This is a genomic window from uncultured Kiloniella sp. (assembly GCF_937128705.1).
GTDB lineage: Bacteria > Pseudomonadota > Alphaproteobacteria > Kiloniellales > Kiloniellaceae > Kiloniella.
In genome coordinates, this window is record NZ_CAKZMP010000358.1 from 1 (window position 1) to 16,200 (window position 16,200).

General features: G+C 46.1%; 16 protein-coding genes. 11 read left to right on the top strand and 5 right to left on the bottom strand.

The window, feature by feature from the left end:
• Together Q0241_RS18145 and Q0241_RS18150 are read left to right on the top strand one after the other, a co-directional pair.
• The coding region (locus tag Q0241_RS18145) for a transposase (protein WP_299380374.1) at positions 1-240 on the top strand (240 nt) is incomplete at its 5' end.
• Positions 241-357: 117 nt separating this feature from the next.
• Positions 358-2,538 (top strand): PAS domain-containing sensor histidine kinase, encoded by a 2,181-nt coding sequence (locus Q0241_RS18150; RefSeq protein ID WP_299380377.1) that lies wholly within the window; start codon positions 358-360, stop codon positions 2,536-2,538.
• Positions 2,539-2,559: 21 nt separating this feature from the next.
• Here the strand turns inward: Q0241_RS18150 and Q0241_RS18155 are convergent, their stop codons facing one another.
• The 5 genes from Q0241_RS18155 to Q0241_RS18175 all read right to left on the bottom strand — a co-directional run bounded on the left by Q0241_RS18155 (position 2,560) and on the right by Q0241_RS18175 (position 4,852).
• Positions 2,560-3,027, bottom strand: coding sequence for a periplasmic heavy metal sensor (locus Q0241_RS18155; RefSeq protein ID WP_299380379.1), 468 nt, complete (start codon positions 3,025-3,027; stop codon positions 2,560-2,562).
• Positions 3,027-3,509, bottom strand: a complete 483-nt coding sequence (locus tag Q0241_RS18160) for a hypothetical protein (protein WP_299380382.1) — start codon at positions 3,507-3,509, stop codon at positions 3,027-3,029. The genes Q0241_RS18155 and Q0241_RS18160 overlap by 1 nt, the downstream gene beginning before the upstream one ends.
• Positions 3,506-4,090, bottom strand: a complete 585-nt coding sequence (locus tag Q0241_RS18165; protein WP_299380385.1) for a sigma-70 family RNA polymerase sigma factor — start codon at positions 4,088-4,090, stop codon at positions 3,506-3,508. Before Q0241_RS18165 ends, Q0241_RS18160 begins: the two co-directional genes overlap by 4 nt.
• 61 nt (positions 4,091-4,151) lie before the next feature.
• Positions 4,152-4,565 carry an EF-hand domain-containing protein gene (locus Q0241_RS18170; RefSeq protein WP_299380387.1) on the bottom strand — a complete coding sequence of 138 codons (414 nt, stop codon included), beginning with the start codon at positions 4,563-4,565 and terminating at the stop codon, positions 4,152-4,154.
• Positions 4,566-4,645: 80 nt separating this feature from the next.
• The gene (locus Q0241_RS18175) at positions 4,646-4,852 is read right to left on the bottom strand and encodes a DUF6494 family protein (RefSeq protein WP_299380389.1); all 207 of its coding nucleotides are present in this window, start codon (positions 4,850-4,852) and stop codon (positions 4,646-4,648) included.
• Between the two features lie 180 nt (positions 4,853-5,032).
• On the opposite strand from Q0241_RS18175, the gene Q0241_RS18180 reads away from it, so the two are divergent.
• The 9 genes from Q0241_RS18180 to Q0241_RS18225 all read left to right on the top strand — a co-directional run.
• Positions 5,033-5,779 carry a glucose 1-dehydrogenase gene (locus tag Q0241_RS18180; protein ID WP_299380392.1) on the top strand — a complete coding sequence of 249 codons (747 nt, stop codon included), beginning with the start codon at positions 5,033-5,035 and terminating at the stop codon, positions 5,777-5,779.
• Between the two features lie 60 nt (positions 5,780-5,839).
• Positions 5,840-6,961 (top strand): cell division protein ZapE, encoded by a 1,122-nt coding sequence (gene zapE / locus Q0241_RS18185; RefSeq protein WP_299380394.1) that lies wholly within the window; start codon positions 5,840-5,842, stop codon positions 6,959-6,961.
• 222 nt (positions 6,962-7,183) lie between these two features.
• The gene (locus Q0241_RS18190; RefSeq protein WP_299380396.1) at positions 7,184-7,501 is read left to right on the top strand and encodes a TraR/DksA family transcriptional regulator; all 318 of its coding nucleotides are present in this window, start codon (positions 7,184-7,186) and stop codon (positions 7,499-7,501) included.
• Positions 7,502-7,712: 211 nt separating this feature from the next.
• Complete coding sequence (mdh, locus tag Q0241_RS18195) at positions 7,713-8,672, top strand: malate dehydrogenase (protein WP_085906832.1); 960 nt, start codon at positions 7,713-7,715, stop codon at positions 8,670-8,672.
• Between the two features lie 293 nt (positions 8,673-8,965).
• The gene (sucC, locus tag Q0241_RS18200; protein ID WP_047764968.1) at positions 8,966-10,162 is read left to right on the top strand and encodes an ADP-forming succinate--CoA ligase subunit beta; all 1,197 of its coding nucleotides are present in this window, start codon (positions 8,966-8,968) and stop codon (positions 10,160-10,162) included.
• A gap of 1 nt (position 10,163) precedes the next feature.
• On the top strand, positions 10,164-11,039 hold the full coding sequence (sucD, locus tag Q0241_RS18205) for a succinate--CoA ligase subunit alpha (protein ID WP_299380402.1): 876 nt from the start codon (positions 10,164-10,166) through the stop codon (positions 11,037-11,039).
• A gap of 56 nt (positions 11,040-11,095) precedes the next feature.
• Positions 11,096-14,032: a 2-oxoglutarate dehydrogenase E1 component gene (locus Q0241_RS18210; RefSeq protein WP_299380404.1), complete on the top strand. Its 2,937-nt coding sequence runs from the start codon at positions 11,096-11,098 to the stop codon at positions 14,030-14,032.
• 110 nt (positions 14,033-14,142) lie between these two features.
• Complete coding sequence (gene odhB, locus Q0241_RS18220) at positions 14,143-15,825, top strand: 2-oxoglutarate dehydrogenase complex dihydrolipoyllysine-residue succinyltransferase (protein ID WP_366941200.1); 1,683 nt, start codon at positions 14,143-14,145, stop codon at positions 15,823-15,825.
• Positions 15,826-15,979: 154 nt separating this feature from the next.
• Positions 15,980-16,200: hypothetical protein (locus Q0241_RS18225; RefSeq protein WP_299380406.1), on the top strand; the 221-nt coding region annotated here is incomplete at its 3' end.

A 16,200-nucleotide genomic window follows, 5' to 3' on the forward strand; every position in this document is an offset into this window, starting at 1 on the left:
AGCAGTCATAAAATCAGAGAAGCTATCGCTGATGAAGGGGCCTTGGCTGTCATTCCCTCAAAAAGTAACGCCAAAAAGCAGATCCCTCACGATAAGAACCTTTATGCTATGAGAAATATTGTTGAGCGTTTCTTTTGTAAAATGAAGGATATGAGACGGCTGGCAACAAGATTTGAGAAAAAGGGAGCAAATTTTCTAAACATGCTATTCCTTTTCTCAATTAGATGTTGGATCAATTGAGTCCACACCCTAGCTTAATTATGAAAATAAATGTTTAAGTTCTGGAATCGTCCCCACAACTTTTGGGTGATTGAGAAGTAAGGATTTTGTAGTGTGGGGTGGGGAGCCTGTTCTTAAATGCTGGATTTGACGGCGGAAATATTTCGTACAGCCGTTCTGATCACTCTCGTTGGTGTTGTTATTTGGCGTCGCCCGGCTCAGGATCTTGCTTTTCGTGGTTGGAACTTTATCACGGCGGGCTTTGTTCTTTTGGCAGTTGCAAGTCTGTTGGATGTGTCTGATAACTTCCCTCAGCTTAATAAATTCCTGATTGTCGGCGATACAGCGTATCAGGCAATATTGGAAAAGATGGTTGGCTATCTTGGGGGCGCAATCTTTCTTTTTATTGGCATTATCAGAGCAGTCCCTAGCTTTCAAAAACTCAATCAACAGATTAAACGTCTCGAAGAAGCTGAAAGTGCGGTAGAGCAGCATAATCACTTTTTGCAAACATTATTGGATGCTGTTCCTGCTCAGATTTACTTCAAAGATCAAGACGGAAAATATCTGGGATGCAATAAGCTGTTCCTCAAAAATATTGGGTTAGAGCTGGATCAGATTATTGGTAAAACATCCCATGAATTGTTCCCAAAGGAATTGGCCGATACTTTTATCGCGGCGGACCAGCAGGCGATTTATGCAGGGATGACTGATGAAGGGACCGCCGTTTTTACACGTCCAGATGGTTCAGATATGCATATTTTGATGCATAAAGCGCGATATAATAATACTGATGGAACATTTGCGGGGTTAATTGGTGTCAGCGTTGATATTTCTGAGCGTATAAGGGCGGAAGAAAATCTGAGGGTGAGTGAAGAACGTCTCCGTAGATTATCTGAACTTTCAAATGAGGGAATTATTATTCATGCTGATGATGTAATGTCAGACTGCAATGATGCAGCTATGCGTATGTTTGGTTATGAATACGAAGAAATGATTCTTTTGCAGGTGGAGGATCTGATTGCGCCAGAATCCCTTGGTGAGGTTCGTAATGCAATCAACACAAAAAAGACGGGTGCATATGAAGCTATTTGTATTCGCAAAGATCAATCGCGTTTTGAGGTAAGCATCACCGCAAAAAATAGCGTCCTTGATGGAGAGAATAACAGGATTACTTTTATCCGGGATATCTCTGCGCAAAAAGAGGTCGAGGGGCGACTACGAAAACTCTCAAAAGCTATCGAGCAAAATCCTGCCGTTATTCAAATCACCGATCCAAATGGCGTCGTTGAGTATGTAAATCCCAAGTTCACGGATGTTACAGGCTATAGCCCGGATGAAGTTATCGGGAAAACGCCTAGTGTATTGAAGTCGGGCCATACTACCGAAGTTCAATATAAAGAACTCTGGGAGACCATTTCAAACGGCCACGTCTGGACAGGCGTATTTAAAAATAAACACAAAAATGGTGATTATTTTTGGGAACGAGCTTCTATATCAAGTGTTGTAAACGATCAGGGTGAAATCACAAACTATGTCGCGACGAAGGAAGATATTACCAAACAGCGCGAGGCTGAAGCCCAATTAAGGCAGGCTAAGGAAAGCGCCGAGGTCGCGAACCGTGCGAAGTCCGAATTTTTGGCTAATATGAGCCATGAATTACGCACGCCGTTGAATGCCATTATCGGTTTTTCAGAGCTAATGGAGCGTGAAGTTTTTGGGCCTCTGGGATCAGAGAGATATCACGACTATTTATCTGACATTAGAAATAGTGGTGATCACCTGTTGAATCTGATTAATGACATACTTGATCTGTCTAAAATTGAAGCTGGAGAGTTCTCTCTCAATGAGGAGGAAATTGACCTTCAGAACTTGATTAATTCATCTATAACGATCATTCGTCCTCGATTGGATAGCGGTGAACTGGACCTTGAAATTGCATCAACAGCATCTCTTCCAAACGTTTATGCTGATGAGCGGGGAATGAAACAGATTTTGATTAATTTACTGTCCAATGCTGTAAAGTTTACACCAGCAGGCGGCAAGATCACAATTGATGGAGGCCGTGACAAGGATACGATATTTATTCAGGTCACAGATACCGGGATAGGTATTCCACAAGAATTATTGCAGGATGTCATGAGCCCCTTTATTCAAGTTGATGCGGCGATGACAAGGCAAGTTCAGGGAACTGGCTTGGGGCTTTCAATTTCTCAGAAGCTTTGTTTGCTTCACAACGGCAGCCTTCGTCTTTCAAGTGAAGAAGGTAAGGGGACCACGGCGTCCATTATCTTGCCCGCAAATCGGATTGTTCAGTAGTTCTTTCAATGAGGTTTTATCTTATCGTTGTTGGTGCTTGCCTCTGCTAGGGCCTGTTCCCCACAAGGAGAGAAAGGTGCTACGGTCTTTTGGTGGTAAGGTCATTGCGATGTCGAGTAGCTTTTCCAGCGTTTGACTGTGAATGTCGGATTGTTCGGCCATAAAAATTTCAAAGGCAGCCTCAAATTCCGGACGTTCGGTCTTCCCTTTTAAATTGCCTTTTAATTTTTTATGCGATGCGCGCAGATCCTTAAAAGAGGATTTAATATCTGATTTGTGTTCCCGCCATACTTCTTTGAAAATATCACGTTGTTCTGACGAGAGGTTGCGCCACTGTTTCTTTTGTTCTTGTGATTTACCATGCATACCGACGGGACCATAAGTGCGTGCGTGCCACATATGCGATCCGATAAGGCCACCCATGAAAATATTGAAGGCCAAGGAAATAGAGAAAATTATAGTAAGAACCTTTTTTGAAGGAACGGGCATTAGTCAATTTCTCCTTCTGGAAAATTATTTGTGAAGTTATCACCCAGAGAGAATTCTAGATAAGCGATTTCCATTTCTATTGCCTCTTGTTGATAGAGGAAGGCCGGAGACGTTGTTCCAAGCAGAATGCCGAATATGCCAGCTGTCGTCAGGGCTGAAATAGGTCGCCATATACTTTCAAAGGGCCACAGTTTATGAAGTATGCTTTGTTCTTGGTTGGGCTGTTGTTTTTTTTGCGGCGCTTGAGCCAAAATGGAGTTGATGAGGTGCACTGAATCTGGCTCTGCTGGACTTTGGTCAAGTAACCGATCGAACTCAAGAGCCTGATCCCTCAACACCTTGGCTTCAGGGTGATGGTCGATAAGGTTTGAGGCCCAGTCGCGTTTTTCTTCAGGCCAGTGGTGAGAGTAAGCACCATAGCAATCAAAAAGATAAGTGAGCTCCGTTCTGTCTTTGCTTGAGAGAGGTGAGTTAGGCATCATGATGCTGCTCCCAGTAAGTCTTTACGGCTTTCTGAAAGGATCTCTTTGAGACTCCGCCGTGCTCTTGCCAAGAGAGATTCAAGTGCGTCAACAGAGATATCCATAACGTGAGCGGCATCTTTATTCGACATGTCCCTATGATGAACAAGGGTGATCGCCGTTCTTTGCCGCTCGGGTAAGTGAGATATAGCTGTTTCGACCTGCCGTGTTATGTCTTGTTGATGAAGCATCTGATCCTGAGTTTTTTGGGTGCTTGTTGTGTTTTCGCTTATTTGTACCCGATCATTTTCGGATAATGTCTGCCGATTTTTTCGACGGATAGCATCAATAGAAAGATTATGGACCACTCTGTAAAGCCATGTTGATACCTTGGCTTTGGCTTGCCAGTCATGGCTTTGTTTCCACAGCCTGACAAAAGCTTCTTGGGCGATGTCTTCTGCTTCAGATTTACTTTCAGTCATCCGCATGGCTAATCCCACAAGTGGATTGAGGTGCCGTTGCACAAGAAGACGGCATGCATTTGCGTCTCCCTGCGCAACACGGGCCATTAAATTCGCATCCTCTATTGGGGTTTGAGGCATTGTCATTGATGACCCGGTTTCTCTACCACTCAATTGCACTTTGGTTGATCAAATTAAAAGATTATCCTTTGTGCCACTTTTTATGGGGTATTTCTTCTTTATCAATGACCCCGTCGTTATTACGATCAAGGTGTTTTATCATTTTGTCTATTCTAGCATTAAATTCTTCGGTTGAGATCCCGCCAGAATTATCAGCATCCATTTTGCCAAATTTACTTTTTGTTCTTTCGGCGATGTGCCTGGCAACAGCTTCTTGCATTTCTGGCAAGCTGATAGAACCGTCATTATTTAGGTCGGTCTGACTGAATTTTGTCGCCTGTACATTCGCAATTTCTTGCTGTGTGATTTGTCCATCACCGTTTGTGTCAGCTTCTTCGAAGTGGTTCTTCCACTTTCCGCCGCCGGCAGCAAAGGCGGCACTTGCGGTTAGAAATGCAATTGAACTTGCAACAATAAGAGTCTTTTTACTGATCATGGTTTTTCTCCTGTAATGATCGTTTCATGTTCTTTCAACGCAGGAAGAAAATAAAAACCGTCGTTTGTTTTTAAAAAAAATTATTCCAGTTCTATTTTACCGTCAATTTTATGATCGAGTCCGAGTTCAGGGGCACTTAGGTGTACTGATATGACAAATGAAGATTGGCCGTTTATCTGATCACCTTCAGTTTTCTGACGAATAGCGGCTTCGATCTCACGCTGTGATGTGATGCCTACTTTTTTAAGGAATTTACGAATGCTCATGTTCAGGGCGTCTTCGTTCATCGTTTTCTCCTGTAATTTTGCCGAGTTGATGTTATGGGTCGAATTGATCGTTATGTCTTTTAAGCTCTTTATTTGTTGTTCTTTTTGTTATGCCATTGGCAATTCGGAGAGTTGTAATAATAATCATTTCAGGGTTTTATGATCTCGCATTGCGATATCAAGCGCAAGACAGGAGGTTTTATGAACAGAGTAATGATCGTCACTGGCGGAAGTCGGGGAATTGGTGCTGCCATATCAAAAATGGCTGTTACTGAGGGATATTCTGTCGCTATCAATTATCATACTCGCGCTGATGCCGCGGTTAATTTGGTGCGGGAGATACATGATCAAGGTGGATCTGCTGTGGCGATAAAAGCTGATATTTCTGATCCAAATCAAGTAAAAGCCCTTTTTGAACAAGTGAAGTCTGAGTTTGGTACTCCGTCAGTCTTAGTTAATAATGCTGGTATTACGGGAAAGATCTGTCGATTTGACGAGGTTGATCCTGAAACCATGAATAAAGTAATTGGCATTAATACACTGGGGGCTCTTTATTGCTCGCAAGAAGCAGTAAAGTTAATGTCGACAGAGTATGGTGGAAAGGGTGGATCGATTGTCACGGTATCATCCATCGCAGCTAGGCTTGGATCTCCGGGAGAATACGTCTGGTACGCAGCTTCTAAAGCTGCTGTTGATGCAATGACCGTTGGATTGGCGAAAGAAGTTGGTGGCGAAGGTATCAGAGTAAATGCAGTATCCCCGGGTATCATCGACACCGATATTCATGCATCAGGTGGAGAGCCTGGCCGCGTTGACAGAATTGCACCTGTCATTCCTCTGAAACGTGCGGGGACAGCACAAGAAATTGCCAATGCTGTTCTTTGGCTTTGCTCTGATCAGGCATCTTACTGTAATGGAACAATTCTTGATTGCTCTGGTGGACGTTAAAGGCGGGCGTTAAGCATTCAATTTGATTAATTTATATGCAGGTTTGGGAATTTCTTTTCTATGAGTGAAGGACCGCTTTTTCTCTATCGTGATATGCGAAACGCTGGTGAGCTTCGTCCTGATCAAACGCAGGAACTTGCGGCTGAAAAATTACAAAGCTTGTATCATGCTTTGAAAAATTACCAACCTTCGACGGGAATGGGGGGATGGAAGGAACGTCTTGGTTTGGGGCGTCGAAAAATAACCCCACCGCAAGGGCTATATCTGTTTGGGGGTGTTGGTACTGGGAAATCCACAATTATGGATATGTTCTTTTCTGTCGCCCCGACGGAGCCAAAGCGGCGTGTTCATTTTCATGCCTTTATGTTGGAGGTGCAGGAGCGTCTTCACAAATGGCGAGGAAAACATAAGGGAACCCGTGCTGATCCCTTGCCTGATGTTGCTGCGGAGCTGGCAGAAGAGGCGTTACTCCTTTGTTTTGATGAATTCCATGTGGTGAATATCGCTGATGCGATGATTTTGGCCCGCTTGTTTGAAGCTTTGTTTGATAAGGGTGTTGTTGTCGTTGCGACTTCGAACTGGCCACCGGATCGGCTGTATGAGAATGGGCTGCAACGCGAGAGCTTTTTGCCTTTTATCGATCTTTTAAAGGAACGATTGGATGTGCTGCAGCTTGATTCTGGAATTGATTATCGCCTGGAGCGGATGAAAAACCTTCCTGTCTATTACACCCCACTTGGCAATGAAGCCAGCCACGCATTGGAAGAGGCTTTCTTCCAGCTGACTGAGGGGGCGCAGGCTGAAGAAGAGATCCTTCATATCAAAGGGCGGGAAGTGAGAATGGCAAAGACAGCAAGAAAAGTTGCTTTTGCTACCTTTGATGAGCTTTGCGCGACGGCTCTTGGGCCTGGAGATTATTTAACGATTGCCAAGAAATATCATACGTTGATTTTATCGGATATTCCTATAATGGGCTCAGAGAATAGAGATAAGGCGCGTCGGTTCATGTCTCTAATTGATGCCCTATATGAACATCGGTGTAATTTGGTTGCTGCTGCTGCGGCTGAACCGGAAGAACTATATCCCAGCGGCGATGGCGCTTTTGAATTTGAGCGCACAGTCAGTCGGCTTCAGGAAATGAGATCTCAGGAATATATTATCCAGCCACATATAGATAAGTAATACAGGCATGCCACAGGTATGACCCTTTTAATTTTAGGTAAAGCTTCCCTTAAATCAAAAAAAGCCGTAAAATGATGCTTCATGAGAGTAATCTCTCATGAGCGGTGTGCTTGCTATCTCTTAAATAATGCTGACCTGAGTCAATGACTCGTTTAAAGCAAGTGCCATAATCCCAATAGTACTATCCAAATCAATAGAGCTATCAGAAGGGAAACTGTGCAAATGCCTGATCTGAATAAAATTAAAGCCAGCTTGAAAGCCCGAATGGAAGAACTTGGCGTTCGGGTTGATCAAATCGAGCATGACCTTCGGGAACCTCATAGTCAGGACTGGGGAGAAAACGCAACAGAAAGTGAAGGGGACCAGGTTCTTGAAGGGCTTGAAGAGGCTGGATTGGTTGAGATAAATCAGATTCGAGCTGCGCTGACGCGCATAAAGAATGATACCTATGGTATTTGCTCTGGTTGTGGGGAAACCATCCCGGAAGCCCGGCTGATTGCCCTTCCCTATGCAACATCTTGTGTGAAATGCGCAAAATAGTTACGGACAGATAAGGGTAAGTACTTTTGCCTGTTGAGCCGAGATCACTAAAGTTTGAACAAGAGGAGTCTGTGTGCAATGCAACAAAGTTCCTTGCTCAAAATGGGGATACGCGCTAGGACTCCCTGTGTATTTTGCAGGTACTTTTATCTGCGACGCATTTGATCGAGGGCCCGATCGGGCCGAAGAAATCCTGATAAGGACAGAAATCATGGCACGTAAAAAGATCGCGCTTGTTGGTGCTGGTAATATTGGCGGCACACTTGCTTTGTTGGCTGGAATGAAAGATTTGGGCGATGTCGTTCTTTTCGACATTGCCGAAGGTATTCCTCAGGGTAAGGCGCTGGATCTTGCTCAACTTTCTCCTGTAGAAGGTTTTGATGCTGATCTTAAAGGGGCAAACGACTACGCAGACATCGCTGATTCCGATGTTGTGATTGTAACTGCGGGCGTCGCCCGTAAGCCCGGCATGAGCCGCGATGACCTACTGGGCATTAACATCAAGGTTATGCAGTCAGTTGGTGAAGGTATTAAACAGCATTGCCCAAATGCTTTTGTTATCTGCATTACCAATCCTCTGGATGCAATGGTCTGGGTTCTTCAGCAGGCTTCAGGCCTTCCGGCTAATAAAGTTGTTGGTATGGCCGGGGTTTTGGACTCTGCCCGTTTCCGTCACTTCCTTGCTGATGAGATGAATGTATCTGTTGAAGATGTAACAGCATTTGTTCTTGGTGGTCATGGTGACACGATGGTGCCAATGGTTCGTCATTCAACTGTTGCCGGTATTTCTTTGCCAGAACTCATTAAAATGGGTTGGATGAGCCAAGAGAAACTGGATTCTATTGTCGAGCGCACAAAAAATGGTGGTGCTGAGATCGTTGGGTTGTTGAAAACCGGTTCTGCTTTTTATGCACCGGCTGCTTCTGCAATTTTGATGGCGGAAAGCTATCTGAAAGACAAGCGTCGCGTTCTGCCATGCGCTGCATATCTTGAAGGTCAGTATGGCGTTGACGGTATGTACGTTGGTGTCCCCGCAATTTTGGGAGCAAACGGTGTCGAAAAAGTTGTTGAAATCGACCTGGATGCTACGGAATCTGCGCTTCTTGCCAGCTCTGTAGAGGCTGTTAAGGGGCTTGTCGAAGCTTGTAAGGATATCCAGGCTAAAGGCTAAGAAGGTACTGTGCATTGCACAATTAAATCTTCTTGTGATTGAGAATAGTGAAAGGCGTTGTTGACGATAAGTCGCAACGCCTTTTATTTTTCCGACTATCCGCGGCATTTTATGCCAATTTTCCGACAAAAATTGTTGCGGTGCGGTTGCGCTCTGGGTCCGGGGTGTTAATCTATCGCTAAGTATCTATCGGTATGCTCTTAACAAATTAAGTGTATATTGTCGGTACGAGGGTTTTCGGACTCGTTAACCATATTTAAAAAATAAAACCAATTGAGGCTTTGTGGCGTCCCATGAACATTCATGAATATCAAGCTAAAGAGCTGCTGAGAAAATACGGTGTAGCTGTTCCCCGTGGATCAGTTGCTTTTACACCGGAAGAGGCAGAAAATGCAGCCCGTGAACTGGGCGGCCCAATCTGGGTTGTAAAATCCCAAATCCACGCAGGTGGACGTGGAGCAGGCCGTTTCACCGACGACCCTGATGGCGACGGTGGAGTTCGTCTCTGCAAGACGCTTGATGATGTGAAAGAAAACGCGCGCAAGATGCTTGGTCATACCCTCGTGACAAAGCAGACAGGCGCTGTCGGTAAAGAAGTGAAACGCCTTTACATCGAAGAAGGCTGTGACATTAAACGTGAACTCTATCTTGGAATGCTAATTGATCGCGCGACCAGCCGCGTGACCATCATGGCATCTACCGAAGGTGGAATGGAAATTGAGGAAGTGGCCGAAGCCACGCCTGAAAAAATCTTGAAAGTTGCTATCGATCCTGTCGAAGGTTTTATGCCTTATCACGGTCGTAACCTAGCTTTCGGCTTGGGGCTTGAGGGCAAGCAGGTCGGTGCAGCTGTGAAATTCATGGCGACGATGTACAAAGCCTTTATGGATCTTGACGCCAGTATCGTTGAGATCAACCCATTGGTTGTGACTGGTGCAGGCGACATTATTGCACTCGACGCTAAAATGAACTTCGACGATAACGCGCTTTTCCGTCACAAAGACGTTGCAGGTATGCGCGATGAAGACGAAGAAGATGCAAAAGAACTTGAAGCGGCTCGCCATGAATTAAACTACATTTCACTGGATGGTGAAATTGGGTGCATGGTGAACGGTGCTGGTCTTGCGATGGCAACGATGGATATCATCAAGCTATACGGCAGTGAGCCTGCTAACTTCCTAGACGTTGGTGGTGGTGCGACGAAAGAGCGTGTGACCGTTGCTTTCAAGATCATTCTTTCTGATCCAAATGTTAAGGGTATTCTGGTTAATATCTTTGGTGGCATCATGCGTTGTGATGTGATTGCCGAGGGTGTTGTTGCTGCTGCTCGTGAAGTATCGCTCAGCGTTCCATTGGTTGTTCGCCTAGAAGGTACAAACGTCGATCTTGGTAAGAAAATTATGGCGGAATCCGGTCTCCCTATTATTTCTGGTGATGACCTAGCTGATGCTGCTGAAAAAGTGGTCAAAGCCGTGAAGGAGGCCGCGTAAAATGTCGGTACTTGTTAATAAAAATACTCGTGTTATCTGTCAGGGCTTCACAGGTGCACAGGGAACCTTCCACTCTGAGCAAGCAGTTGCTTATGGCACAAAGATGGTTGGTGGTGTGACGCCGGGTAAAGGTGGTACAAGCCACCTTGATCTACCTGTTTTCAACACAGTGGCAGAAGCAGTTCATAAAACAGAAGCAAATGCATCTGTTATCTATGTGCCGCCGCCCTTTGCTGGTGATGCTATTCTCGAAGCCGTTGATGCGGGCGTTGAATTGATCGTTTGTATTACCGAAGGCATTCCTGTTCTCGATATGGTACGTGTAAAGCGTGCTTTGGAAGGATCTGGATCTCGCTTGATCGGACCTAACTGCCCAGGGATTATTACGCCGGATGAATGTAAAATTGGTATCATGCCAGGGCACATTCACCAGCGCGGTAAAATCGGGATTGTTTCGCGTTCCGGTACATTGACCTATGAAGCTGTTGCACAAACAACGGCTGCGAACCTTGGTCAATCTACATGTATCGGTATCGGTGGTGATCCGGTGAACGGTACGAACTTTATCGATTGCTTGGAACTCTTCCTAGAAGACGATGAAACCCAAGGCATTATCATGATCGGTGAGATTGGTGGTAGTGCGGAAGAAGAAGCGGCAGAATTCTTTGCTGCGTCCAAAGTGAAAAAGCCAATTGCAGGCTTTATCGCGGGTGTTACAGCGCCTCCAGGGCGTCGTATGGGTCATGCCGGTGCGATTATTGCTGGTGGTAAAGGTGGTGCGGATGACAAGATTGAAGCCATGAAGTCAGCTGGTTTCCTTGTCGCAGATTCTCCTGCTAGTCTTGGCAGCACAATGCTGAAAGCTATGCAAGGATAACAACCTAATTTGGAGGGAGCCGAACTGGTACCCTCCAGTTCGGCTACAGGTTATAGATGGCGAACACTACTGTTGGGCATGAAGCCCGCTATTTTGGCCCGAAAGCTGGCGAACTGGCCGATCTCTACGCTCAGTTCATAAGCCACCCTGATTCTGTAGATGCGGGGTGGCAATCTTTCTTCTCTAATCTGGAAGAAGATGCCAAAGATTTACTCGCAGGGATTCATGGTGTTAGCACTGTCCCTGCGGCTCCGGCACAAGCGAGTGGCGTGCCGTTGAGCGATGAAGAAAACCGTCGTGCAATCCTTGATTCAATTCGTGCCTTGATGTTGATACGGGCCTACCGTGTCCGTGGTCATCTCGAAGCGAATCTTGATCCTCTTGGCTTGAAGCCGGTTAATCCGCACCCTGAATTGGACCCAAGAGCTTATGGCTTTGGTGATGAAGATATGGATCATCCGATCTTTATCAATGGTGTTCTTGGGCTGGAAACGGCGACATTACGTCAAATTGTCGAGCGGGTTCGCAAGACCTATTGCGGCAAAATTGGTGTCGAGTTTATGCATATTCAGGAACCAGAGCAAAAAGCCTGGATCCAAGAGCGCATCGAGGGCATCAATAACCGAACAGATTTCACGGCTAAAGGTAAACAGGCAATATTGGAACGCCTGTCTGCGGCCGAGATTTTTGAACAATTCCTTGGTAAAAAATACACAGGTACGAAGCGTTTTGGTCTTGATGGCGCCGAAACAATGGTACCTGCACTTGAACAAATTCTCAAAAGAGGGTCCGCGCTAGGTTTGGAAGAGGTTGTTCTCGGGGTTGCCCATCGCGGCCGCCTCAACATTCTTGCTAACCTGATGGGGAAACCTTTCCGGGCAATTTTCAGCGAATTTAAAGGTGGCGCAGCCAATCCTGAAGATGTTGGCGGTTCCGGAGATGTGAAATACCACCTTGGTACTTCTTCGGACCGCGAGTTTGATGGCAATTCTGTTCACCTTTCTCTAACAGCTAATCCGTCCCATCTAGAGGCAGTTGACCCTGTTGTTGTGGGTAAGGTCCGTGCGAAACAGGATCAGAAAAACGATAACGATCGTAGCAAGATCATGGGTATTTTACTCCATGGTGATGCGGCATTCGCTGGACAGGGACTTGTTCCCGAAACGTTGGATCTATCCGAGCTTGATGGGTACACTACGGGTGGAACGATCCACTTTATTGTGAATAACCAGATCGGTTTTACCACTGATCCGGTTCATTCCCGTTCTGGCCCTTACTGTACGGATGTTGCCAAGATTATTCAGGCACCAATTATTCACGTTAACGGCGATGACCCAGAAGCTGTGGTGCATGTCGCACGTATTGCCATTGAATACCGTCAGACCTTTAAGTCTGACGTTGTGATCGATATGTTCTGTTATCGTCGCTTTGGTCATAACGAAGGTGATGAGCCGACGTTTACCCAACCTCAGATGTACAAAAAGATCGCGCAACAGCGTTCTGTCCGTGAACTCTATGCCGAGCAGCTATCGTCTGAAGGTACTGTTACCCAAAGTGAAATTGACGCGATCAACAAAACCTGGTGGGACAAACTGGAAGAAGAATTCCAGATTGCCGAAGGGTATAAGCCAAACAAAGCTGATTGGCTGGAAGGTAAGTGGTCACATATCGGCGCTGTTCGGGGATATGATGCCCGTCGTGGGGATACAGGTGTAGAGCTGGATCTTCTTAAAGAAGTTGGAAATACCCTTTGTACAGTTCCCGATGGGTTTAACATTCATCGCAAGTTAACCCGCCAACTCAAAGCCAAACAGGCTATGATTGATAATGGCGAAGGCATTGACTGGGCGACTGCCGAAGCCCTTGCCTATGGAACTTTGCTTGTTGAAGGTCACCCGGTTCGCCTTTCAGGACAGGATTGTAACCGCGGAACATTCTCGCAGCGTCACGCAGCGTGGATCGACCAAAAAGATGAAACAGAATACAAGCCGTTGAATGGTATTCGATCCAGCCAGGCAAAGGCTGAAATCATTAATAGTCCGCTTAGTGAGTTGGCTGTTCTTGGTTTTGAATACGGTTATTCATTGGCCGAACCAGATGCGCTGGTTCTGTGGGAAGCACAGTTTGGCGACTTTGTGAACGGGGCGCAGATCATTATTGATCAGTTCATCGTTTCTGGTGAATCCAAATGGCTGAGAATGTCTGGTTTGGTTATGCTCTTGCCGCATGGCTATGAGGGGCAGGGGCCAGAACATTCATCAGGTCGCGTTGAACGTTTCCTTCAGTCTTGTGCGGAAGACAACATTCAGGTTGTTAACTGTACGACACCTGCGAACTATTTCCATGTTCTAAGACGTCAAATGCATCGTGGTTTCCGTAAGCCGCTGATTATTATGACGCCAAAATCTCTTCTGCGGCACAAGCAATGTGTTTCCAATTTGGAAGATATGTTGCCGGATACATCGTTCCACCGTGTTTTGCCGTGTAGCGTAAAAGTGAACCCGCCGAGTAAGATCAAGCAGGTTATTCTTTGTACGGGTAAGGTTTATTATGACCTTCTCGACGAACGTGAAAAGCGTGGGATTAACAATGTTCACCTTATCCGGCTTGAGCAGCTTTATCCATTCCCGGCCGAAGCACTATCACAGGCTCTTAAAGGCTACGAGCATTGTGATCTGGTTTGGTGTCAGGAAGAGCATCGTAATATGGGGGCCTGGACTTTTGTGTCAACTTTCATCGAGGAAGTTGCAGAAGAAATGGGCTTTGAAAGTTATCGTCCTCGTTATGCTGGTCGTAAGACTGCGGCATCACCTGCGACTGGATCAGCCAAAAAACATGCGCTTCAGTTAGAAGCTCTGTTGGATGATGCTTTTACACTTGGCAAAAAAGCGATGAGTCGTATTCAAACACGCAAAGCTGAAGAGCTTGAAGCGAGAGATGCGGCGGCGACAAAAGTTGAAAAATTACGCCCGGTTGCGAAAGCCGGTGAATAAATAAGAAGGGTGGCCTGTCCCGGGTCACCCTTTTTCTTAACGGATGAGCTGATAGAAATGTGAGCGAGTTCAAATTACACATAGCATAATAAACATAATAGAGACAAAAAATGGCCACCGAAATAGTCGTTCCGGCACTAGGGGAATCTGTAACAGAAGCAACAGTTGCGAAATGGTTGAAACAGCCAGGTGAAGCAGTTGCGATGGATGAAGCTATTGTCGAGCTTGAGACAGACAAGGTCACGTTAGAAGTAAATGCGTCAGTTGCTGGTGTTCTCGAAGGTATTGTTGCCAATGAAGGCGACGATGTTGAAGTGGGTGCCGTACTTGGATCAATTGCCGAAGGTGCAGCATCTTCGGCGCCTGTTGCATCAAAACCAACTGAGTCCAAAGAGCAGGCGCCTGCAGAAGCTTCAGAAGCGGCAGAGCCCGAGGCGGTTGAAGCAACAGGTGAGCCTGTTGAAATTCCCGTTCCTGTTCTAGGTGAATCCGTGACAGAGGCCACAGTTGCGCAATGGATGAAGTCTGTTGGGGATAGCGTTGCTCAGGACGAAGCTATCTGCGAACTCGAGACGGACAAAGTCACCTTGGAAGTTAATGCCCCGGTTGCGGGTGTGTTGACGTCAATTGCTGCAGAGGCTGATTCTGATGTTGGCGTCGGCGCAATTCTAGGCGTTATTACACCTGGATCTGGCGGTTCAAAAGCTGCTTCCAAACCTGCTACCGCATCTAGTGCACCAGCTTCGTCACAAGAAGCGCCAAAGGCTGCAACGCCAGCAACGGGGAATGATTTGGATCCTTCTCAAATTAACGGTTCGGGTGCCGGCGGCAAAGTGACGACAGCTGACTTGGTTACTTTCCTCGAGGGTAATACATCTCCAGCTGCGATGACTTTGCCTCCTGCTGTGGCTAAGCTGATTGCAGAAAATAACCTTAATCCACATCAGGTTAAGGGGAGCGGCAAAGACGGCGCTTTAACAAAAGGTGATGTTCTTGAGCATCTGAAAAATCCTCCGGCTGCTCCTGCACCTGCGCCAACTGTTTCTGCTTCTCCTGCTTCTGGGGCCACAAGCACGTCTACCGCACCGGTAGAAACACGTGAAACACGTGAAAAAATGTCAAAGATGAGAAAGACTATTTCTCGTCGTTTGAAAGAAGCGCAGAATACCGCAGCGATGCTGACAACATTCAATGAAATTGATATGTCAGCGGTGATGGATACGCGTAAACAATATAAAGAAGCTTTCGAGAAAAAGCATGGTGTTCGCCTCGGCTTTAATAGCTTCTTTGCCAAAGCGGTCGTTCAGGCATTACAGGATGTTCCCTCTGTGAATGCACGTATTGATGGCGATGATATTGTTTATAACAGCTTCTTTGATATCGGTATGGCTGTTTCAACCCCATCCGGGTTGATGGTGCCGGTTATTCGGGATTGCGATAAGAAGAGCTTTTCTGAAATAGAGGGTAGCCTCGGCGATCTTGCGAAGAAGGGACGTGATGGCAAGCTTGGTATGGATGATATGACGGGCGGAAGCTTCACCATTACAAATGGTGGTGTTTTTGGATCGTTGCTTTCAACACCAATCTTGAATATGCCGCAAGCTGCAATCCTTGGCCTACACAAAATTGAAGAGCGCCCGATTGCTATAAACGGTCAGGTCGTTGTGCGTCCGATGATGTACACCGCTTTAAGTTATGATCATCGCCTGATTGATGGACGTGAAGCCGTGACATTCCTTGTCCGCATCAAGGAATGCATGGAAGATCCTCAGCGCCTTCTTTTAAGCATGTAGTTTTTTCATGAGACTAGAAAAAGGGAGGCTTCGGCTTCCCTTTTTTGTTTGGAAGGCTCGTTAATAATGGTTACTTGGTACTGTCATGTTTTGTCGATATGATGATGGGTGCATGTGGTGTCTCTTTTGAGATGCATAATAAAGAGGGTGCGGTATGGAAGACGGTACACTAAACCTGAACAATCTTATTGATGGTAGCGGGTATGCAGATTTTGAGCTGGATCTTACTGGTTTGGATCTGAGGCATGCGCTGGAATCCATACGTCAGATGATTGAGCGTCAGCGTCGTCGCCGTGATGTTAGGTCTGTTTTGATCCGCCTTGATCCGCCGGTGCCGGGGCAAGGCGAAACACTTTTTCGTCCCGTCGGAAAACA